The sequence below is a fragment of the Sphingorhabdus sp. genome (genome assembly GCF_044354325.1).
In the GTDB taxonomy this organism is placed as follows: Bacteria; Pseudomonadota; Alphaproteobacteria; order Sphingomonadales; family Sphingomonadaceae; genus Sphingorhabdus_B.
Map to the genome: position 1 here is coordinate 1 of NZ_JBILAF010000104.1, position 7,282 is coordinate 7,282.

General features: G+C 55.7%; 11 protein-coding genes. 7 read left to right on the forward strand and 4 right to left on the reverse strand.

All coding sequences use genetic code 11. The annotated features are described in order from the left end of the window. Nucleotides 1-304 (forward strand): MAPEG family protein (locus ACIQ0G_RS09060; protein WP_397577628.1); only part of this gene is annotated, 304 nt, incomplete at its 5' end. Nucleotide 305: 1 nt separating this feature from the next. On the opposite strand, the gene ACIQ0G_RS09065 is transcribed toward ACIQ0G_RS09060, so the two are convergent. Together ACIQ0G_RS09065 and ACIQ0G_RS09070 are read right to left on the reverse strand one after the other, a co-directional pair. Continuing rightward, the gene (locus tag ACIQ0G_RS09065; protein ID WP_397577629.1) at nucleotides 306-992 is read right to left on the reverse strand and encodes an MBL fold metallo-hydrolase; all 687 of its coding nucleotides are present in this window, start codon (nucleotides 990-992) and stop codon (nucleotides 306-308) included. Nucleotides 993-1,032: 40 nt separating this feature from the next. Beyond that, on the reverse strand, nucleotides 1,033-1,674 hold the full coding sequence (locus tag ACIQ0G_RS09070; RefSeq protein ID WP_397577630.1) for a helix-turn-helix transcriptional regulator: 642 nt from the start codon (nucleotides 1,672-1,674) through the stop codon (nucleotides 1,033-1,035). A 117-nt stretch (nucleotides 1,675-1,791) separates the two neighbouring features. Between ACIQ0G_RS09070 and ACIQ0G_RS09075 the strand changes: the two genes are divergently transcribed. Both ACIQ0G_RS09075 and ACIQ0G_RS09080 read left to right on the forward strand, forming a co-directional pair. Beyond that, complete coding sequence (locus ACIQ0G_RS09075) at nucleotides 1,792-1,998, forward strand: hypothetical protein (protein ID WP_397577631.1); 207 nt, start codon at nucleotides 1,792-1,794, stop codon at nucleotides 1,996-1,998. Further along, the gene (locus ACIQ0G_RS09080; RefSeq protein WP_397577632.1) at nucleotides 1,995-2,297 is read left to right on the forward strand and encodes a hypothetical protein; all 303 of its coding nucleotides are present in this window, start codon (nucleotides 1,995-1,997) and stop codon (nucleotides 2,295-2,297) included. Before ACIQ0G_RS09075 ends, ACIQ0G_RS09080 begins: the two co-directional genes overlap by 4 nt. Here the strand turns inward: ACIQ0G_RS09080 and ACIQ0G_RS09085 are convergent. Continuing rightward, entirely contained in the window at nucleotides 2,294-2,989 is a 696-nt protein-coding gene (locus ACIQ0G_RS09085; protein ID WP_397577633.1) for a hypothetical protein, read from the reverse strand. The genes ACIQ0G_RS09080 and ACIQ0G_RS09085 overlap by 4 nt on opposite strands. Before the next feature lie 267 nt (nucleotides 2,990-3,256). Here ACIQ0G_RS09085 and ACIQ0G_RS09090 point away from each other — a divergent pair, with 267 nt between their 5' ends. The 4 genes from ACIQ0G_RS09090 to ACIQ0G_RS09105 all read left to right on the forward strand — a co-directional run bounded on the left by ACIQ0G_RS09090 (nucleotide 3,257) and on the right by ACIQ0G_RS09105 (nucleotide 6,509). Further along, nucleotides 3,257-4,417, forward strand: a complete 1,161-nt coding sequence (locus ACIQ0G_RS09090) for a mechanosensitive ion channel family protein (RefSeq protein ID WP_397577634.1) — start codon at nucleotides 3,257-3,259, stop codon at nucleotides 4,415-4,417. 116 nt (nucleotides 4,418-4,533) lie between these two features. Continuing rightward, complete coding sequence (locus tag ACIQ0G_RS09095; protein ID WP_397577635.1) at nucleotides 4,534-4,992, forward strand: MaoC family dehydratase; 459 nt, start codon at nucleotides 4,534-4,536, stop codon at nucleotides 4,990-4,992. Nucleotides 4,993-5,016: 24 nt separating this feature from the next. Beyond that, on the forward strand, nucleotides 5,017-6,195 hold the full coding sequence (locus ACIQ0G_RS09100) for an acetyl-CoA C-acyltransferase (RefSeq protein ID WP_397577636.1): 1,179 nt from the start codon (nucleotides 5,017-5,019) through the stop codon (nucleotides 6,193-6,195). Between the two features lie 20 nt (nucleotides 6,196-6,215). Next, nucleotides 6,216-6,509: a putative quinol monooxygenase gene (locus tag ACIQ0G_RS09105; protein WP_397577637.1), complete on the forward strand. Its 294-nt coding sequence runs from the start codon at nucleotides 6,216-6,218 to the stop codon at nucleotides 6,507-6,509. A 112-nt stretch (nucleotides 6,510-6,621) separates the two neighbouring features. Here the strand turns inward: ACIQ0G_RS09105 and phaZ are convergent. Beyond that, nucleotides 6,622-7,282, reverse strand: a 661-nt coding sequence (gene phaZ / locus ACIQ0G_RS09110; RefSeq protein ID WP_397577638.1) for a polyhydroxyalkanoate depolymerase, incomplete at its 5' end; no start/stop codon positions are given.

The window sequence follows — 7,282 nt, forward strand, 5'->3', positions numbered from 1 at the left end:
AAGCGTCTCGATTGGCGATGGCGGCAGCGAATTTGTTATCCGGCGGATGCGCGCGCACGCCAATTTCGTCGAGAGCGCGCCATTTGTCCTGATCTTGATTGCCGCACTTGAAGCAACTGGCGGCACGAACAACTGGCTATGGGGCCTGGGCATCGTGTATATCGTTGGCCGGCTTGCGCACGGCCTGGGCATGGACGGCGGCGCATTGGGCAAAGGCCGCATGGTCGGCACGCTGACCTCCATGCTGACGCTGCTCGGGCTCGCTGGATGGGCGCTCGCCCGCGTTTACGCAGCGGTGCTTTAACTCACCGGGCAGCCAGAACGTCATCGGCGACAAATGCATTATGCTGTCGCTCATAACCGAACTGGCTGGTTGGTCCGTGACCGGGGATGAAGGTAACATCATCCCCCAACGGCCATAGCTTTGTCGTAATCGCATTGATGAGGTCCGCGTGGTTCCCGCGTGGAAAATCGGTGCGGCCGATAGAGCCCTGAAACAAGACGTCACCGACAATTGCAAGACAGCTGGGCGCGTGATGAAAAATCACGTGCCCCGGCGTATGTCCGGGGCAATGAATGACATCTAGCGTCAGGTTGCCCACGGTGACCGTGTCGCCATCCACCAGCCAGCGATCTGGTTCGAACGTATGCGCTTCCATACCCCAGCGTGCGCCATCATCGTCGAGCTTTGCAATCCAGAAGCGGTCTTCTTCATGCGGCCCCTCAATCGGCAGGCCTAATTCTTTTGCGAGCATGCCGGTCTGGCCGCAATGGTCAAGATGGCCGTGCGTTACCAATAGCTTTTCAAGCTCGACCCCCGTCTGCGCCACAGCGGCTTTCAACTTATCCAGATCACCGCCCGGGTCGACCAGTGCCGCCTTGTTCGTTTCGGTACACCAAAATAATGTACAATTTTGCTGAAGCGGCGTCACCGGAATGATGGCGGCTTTTAGGGGCGGTGCTTTGGTTGCGGCAGATGTGACGTTCGACATGCGGCACTATGTGGCCGACTGAAGCGCGCGAGGCAAGCCTTCAGAGCCGACGCCCTGCCCACACCACGCGGCCGATGACTGTAACAGTTGCGCCATCAACATCTGGCCAGTCGGGATAATTGGGGTTGTCGGAAAGTACCGACAGTCGCCCCCGCGGCCCTTGCGCAAGACGTTTGACCATCAACATATCGTCCAGCCGGATAACATGGATGCCATCACGCACCGCTTGGGCCGCCGCGCGGTTATCGACCATGATATCGTCACCATGGTTCAGCGTGGGTGACATCGATTCACCGTCCACGCGGATGAGAGAGAGCTTGGCTGGATCAAGCCCCATCCTGCGCAGCCATTTTTCATCAAAGCCTATCTTGCCGGCAAGCGCCTCCCCATCGTGGATAGCCCCGGCACCTGCAGAAGCGCCGACCTCAAGCTTCGGAATGAGGCGTATTCCAGCCGTCACCGCAGTCTCTGGCGCTTTGCCCAACAAAGCCTCATCAACACCAAAATATCGGGCCAATATGCCGCGCTCAGTCTCGGGCAACTTTTTGGGCGTTCCGCGCTTGATAAACTGTTGGATATAAGCCGGATTTCGACCCACCAGCTTTGACAATCCGGCAAAATCTTCGCCGCTTTCCAAAATGAGCCGTTCCAGAGCAGCTCTTGGTTCTTCCTCCATCGTCATCCCTCCGCTTCGGTTGGAAATATCCTAGACTTGTAGGATTTATCCTATCAAGTTTGTTCTATATTTGTTCTAACTGATTCGGGCAAGCAAATCCGGGGCGAACATGGAGGAGATATTATGCACATCAAACGCCTGATTGAACGGTTTCTGCTTGATCACGGCCTACCTCCCACCAAGTTCGGGCGCTTGGCAGCGCGCGATCCGCGGCTCGTGCTCGATATCAGAATGGGTCGCGAAATCCGACCCGAAATGGAGGAAAAACTGCGCGCATTCATGTGCAGCTATGGCGAGAGGCCCAACGCAGAAGGGAGTGAACGGCAATGACGTGCCAGATAAAGTCCCGCGGCCTTGTTCGCGCGCTTCAGGCTTTAATACCCACAGCAAGCATCGCGATATTGCACGAGCGGCCCTGGCATAGCCTTACATTTAACGGCGCCCAAATATGCCTGTCCGTTGCATTGCCAATAACCGCCGCAGAACAGCGTTCGGCCGTCGCGCAACTGTTAGACGATTATGAATTTTCGTTGCCGAGCCAGCTGGTTGCAGACATCGCCATAACCGAGACCGCGATATTCGACGGCCAATTCCGCCTGATAATCGATGCGCTCTTACTGGATGATTAGCGCGCGCCGCCATGGATGCGATGCAGCGCCGCCAACGCCGCTGCCAGCGCAGAATCGATGTCGTCATCTTGCACGGCTTCGCTTGGCACGGCCTCCAAAGCGGGACGAAATGCAGCAACGGCTGCGTCATGTTCTGTGACTGCCGGTGCAATCGGTTCCGAACTCGCGGGACTGGGTTCGTCGCCATAGGTGGCATCAGACGACAGGTCGGCGGCAACGGCTTCCAGTTCAGCCAGCTTCTGTCGGCGAAACGCGACAGCGGCTTCCAATTGCGCGACCATCTCCGCAATGCTTGGCTGCGAACCGGCGGATTCCAGCGTCGCTTCAACGCGCTGCTCTGCCTCCTGCGGCACGTGCGGTGCGACCAAATGCTCTTCGGAAAGTTCAAGCGGAGGCACATCACCGAGCTCTCGAATATCGTCAGCGCCTTTGTTCGATGGCATGTGCGCACGCAACAAAAGATAGGACAAGACGGCCAGTGTCATTGCGCCTGTTGCAAATGCAATAAAGGCGCGCGCGGTATCGCCTAACGGCGCCCCAGCGGCAGGTGTAAGCTCCGATAATCCGGACGATCGCGCGACACCCTCAAGCAGCGAAACGGGCACAAGCATCGTCGTCACCGCTGCCAAAGCTGCGCCAGCCATCGCTATGCCAAGCGCAGCTGTCTGGCCATGGGGTAGAATGCTACGCATTATCAGTCCTGCATTTAAGCCAAGCCTCAGGCGGCGTTTACGGTTTCATTGTGCTGTAACAGCGAATGGTAAACAGGATCGTAAAGATAAACATTGATTTGCGAGCCGCGCTTTGTCTCCACAAAATACCGTGCCCGTTGCCGCATTGCATCCCATTGTTTCGGGTGCAAAAGGCCCGAATATTTCGCGGCATGCTCCGCCCCGGTTTTCAAACATGTCGCATGCCAAAAGGTTGTTAAGCGGCGCATTCGGCCTTACACATAAAATATGACAGCAAAATCCGTACCGGTAATTCAGCGCATTCAACCAGACGCGGTCATTCCACGGTTCCAATATTATTGGGACGCAACCGTGACGTGGGTTCAGGGCAATGTTTTTGAACTGAGCGTAGCCATTGGCACGGCCATTATCGTTTTCGCCGCGCTTAGTTGGCTTAAACGCATTGCGTCCAAAATTGCGCGTGAAAGCGAACATCGTGCGCATGTGAAATCAATCGTCGCCCGCACTTTGGCGCGCACGAGCAAGTTTTTCCGGGTCATGGTGTCGATTGAACTGGTGAACCAGATTGCCAATGCTCCGGCGGCGCTTACCCATGCCATCGATATCTTGTTCACCATCGCGATCGCTGTGCAGGTGGCGATATGGCTGCGCGAAATCATATTGGGCATGATTGAGCGGCGCGCCGGCGAAGGGCTGCATGAGCATGAGACGCTGCAAAGTGCGATGGTCTTAATCCGGCTGCTCGTCAGCTTTGCCTTATTCGCCGTTGCTGCAATCGTCATTCTCGACAATCTCGGCGTTAACGTCACTGGCCTTGTCGCCGGCCTTGGCGTTGGCGGCATTGCCATTGGCCTTGCTGCCCAAGGGATTTTCTCTGACCTGTTCGCCGCCATATCGATCATTTTTGATAAGCCATTCCGCCGCGGCGATACAGTGTCTTATGACAACACTGTCGCCCGGGTCGAAGTCATCGGCATGAAAAGCACAAGGCTGCGCGCGCTGACGGGTGAAGAGAAGATCATCTCGAACAGCAAGTTGCTTGAGAAGGAAATCACGAACAACACGCTAACGCTCTATCGCCGGGTCACCTTTGTCCTGACACTTGTGTACCAAACCCCGCCCGCCCTTGCGAAGCGGATCCCGGAAATTTTGCGTGAAGTTGTCGAAAGCAATGGCGCACAGTTTATCCGCGCGGGGTTCAATAACTTTGCCGCAAGCTCGCTCGATTTCCATCTCGTTTTCGATATCGAAAGCGATGATGTGGAGGTTATGTTTCGGGCGCGGCATGACATTGGCATTGCCATCATCGACCGGTTCGCCCGTGAAGGCATTTCCTTTGCCTATCCCACACAAACGACATTCACCGCAGCCCCCGATGGCCATATGGTCATGCCCTATGCGCCGCCTGCTCCTGCGCCCAAAGCCTGATTCGCGGATGCGGGGTTGCTGGGGCGCAAGCTTGCCGTAACGGCAAATCGCCGGGGCTTGTATTGAACGTTCGAAACCGCCACGGTGCGGCCAAATAGTTTGCAGGAGACACACCCATGACCACTATTACCCCAGCTGAATTTGCGACCAAGGTCGGCGAAAAAATCGGCACGTCTGAATGGATTTTGGTTGATCAGGAGATGATCAACAAATTTGCAGATGCAACCGGTGACCACCAGTTCATCCATATCAACGAAGAAATGGCCAAGATGACACCGTTCGGTGGCACCATTGCGCATGGATTTCTGACCCTGTCGCTCTTTCCCGTACTCAGCGCAAAGTCCGATTGCCCCAAGATCGAAGGCGTCAAAATGGGCGTCAATTATGGTGGCAACAAAACGCGTTTTCTGGCTCCTGTCCGTTCGGGCAAGCGGGTACGCGGACATTTCAAGCTTCTGGAACTCGTTGAAAAGCGCCCTGGCCAATGGCAGCAGACGCTTGAGTTCACCGTCGAGATTGAGGGTGAAGACAAACCAGCACTTCAGGCTGAATGGATCAGCCAGTTTTTCGTATAATTTTCAATTCAAGGAACCATTACCATGCGTGACGCAGTAATCGTATCAACCGCCCGTACCGCCATTGGCAAAGCCTATCGCGGCGGATTTAACGCAACGCTCGGGCCAACGCTCGGCAGCTATGCGTTGAAGGCCGCTGTGGAGCGTGCCGGCATTGAAGGCGGCGAAATTGATGACGTCCTTTGGGGCTCGGCGCTTCAGCAAGGCACGCAGGGCGGAAATCTTGCACGTCAGGTTGCGTTGCGCGCTGGCCTGCCGATTTCTGTTTCGGGCATGACCATGGATCGCCAATGTTCGTCAGGCCTGATGTCCATCGCAACTGCAGCCAAGCAAATCATCGTCGATAATGTCGACGTGATGGCAGCTGGTGGTCAAGAATCCATCTCATTGGTGCAAACCAAGGAAATGCGCGTTCAGCCCGACCCTGCATTGGTTGCCATGCACAATTCGATTTACATGCCGATGCTTCAAACCGCTGAAGTCGTAGCAAAGCGTTATAACATCAGCCGCGATGCGATGGACGAATATGCCCTGCAATCGCAGCAGCGCACCGCCGCTGGTCAAGCAGCCGGTTATTTCGATGCTGAAATCGTTCCTGTGACCACGATGATGAATGTCGTGAACAAGGAAACGGGCGAAGTCAGCCAGAAAGAAGTCACCATTGCCAAGGATGAAGGCAACCGCGCCGATACGCAGCTCGCAGGTTTGCAATCGCTTCAGCCCGTGCTTGGTCCAGACATGACCATTACTGCCGGTAACGCCAGCCAGTTGTCCGACGGTTCTTCGGCGTCGATCTTGATGGAAGCCAAGGTTGCGGAGAAAAAGGGCCTCAACCCGCTTGGCCGTTATGTCGGCATGGCGGTTGCAGGCACAGAGCCAGACGAAATGGGCATTGGCCCCGTGTTCGCAATTCCAAAATTGCTGCAGCGCTTTGGCCTGAAGATGGACGACATCGGCATCTGGGAATTGAACGAAGCATTTGCTGTGCAAGTTCTGTACTGCCGCGACAAGCTTGGTATTCCAAACGAGTTGCTGAACGTCAATGGCGGTTCGATCTCCATCGGTCACCCATATGGTATGACGGGCGCACGTTGCGTCGGCCATACATTGATCGAAGGCAAGCGTCGCGGTGCGAAATATGGCGTCGTCACGATGTGCGTTGGCGGCGGCATGGGCGCAGCCGGCCTTTTTGAAATCTTCTAAGAACGAAACGGAGCAGCCGCATGTCAGCTATTGGTGTCATCGCAACTTTAACCGTCGCCGAAGGCAAAAACGAAGCCTTTGAGGCTGTGTTTGTAGAACTTGCGGCTGCCGTTCGGGCCAATGAACCGGGGAACCTATTTTATACGTTGACCCGGTCACGGTCGAACCCACAAGTCTACAAAGTGCTTGAGCAATATGTCGATCAAGACGCGCTCACCGCACATGGCACCAGCGACTATTTCAAAGCGGCGGGTCCAAAGCTTGGCGCATGCCTCGCGGGTGCACCTGAGGTTGAGTATCTCGACGCGCTATAAGGCGCGCCTGCTGCTTTGATCCGCGTGCGATGGTGAAATGGCCATCCACCGGCCAGCGTTCAACGGTGGCGGTGATGTGCAATGTCATGAGCGCGACATGGCACCAATGGCCCTAGCCATTGTGGCTGACAATCCAGTCTTCCACGACCGGTGCAATCTTTTCGCGCCATTTGCTACCGTTGAAGATGCCATAATGGCCAACCTCCGGCGCCATATGATATTTCTTGAGCGCGTCAGGCAAAGCGGTTGCAATGTTGAGTGCCGCTTTGGTTTGCCCAAGTCCGCTAATGTCGTCCCGTTCACCTTCAATGGCCAGCAGACCGATGTCCGTAATTGCACCGGGATCAACCAGCTTGCCGCGATAGTTGAATTCGCCCTTTGGCAACAAATGACGCTGAAATACGGTATCTACGGTCTGTAGATAGAATTCTGCCGTCATGTCGCAGACGGAGCGATATTCGTCGTAGAATTCTTTGTGCCGATCCGCGCTTTCACCGTCGCCTTTGACGAGGTCGGAGAACATTGACCAATGGCTGATCATATGGTTGCCCAAATTCATCGACATAAAGCCCGAAAGCTGCAGAAAACCAGGATATACCCGCCGTCCCGACCCTTTATAATAAGGCGGGACGGTCGCAATGACGTTCTGTACGAACCATTCATGCGGGCGGCGTGTGGCGTGGTCGTTGACAGCCGTCGGCGCTTCGCGGGTGTCAATCGGACCGCCCATCATCGTCAGGGTGCGTGGCCGCAGCGGATGGTCCTTCGCGCTC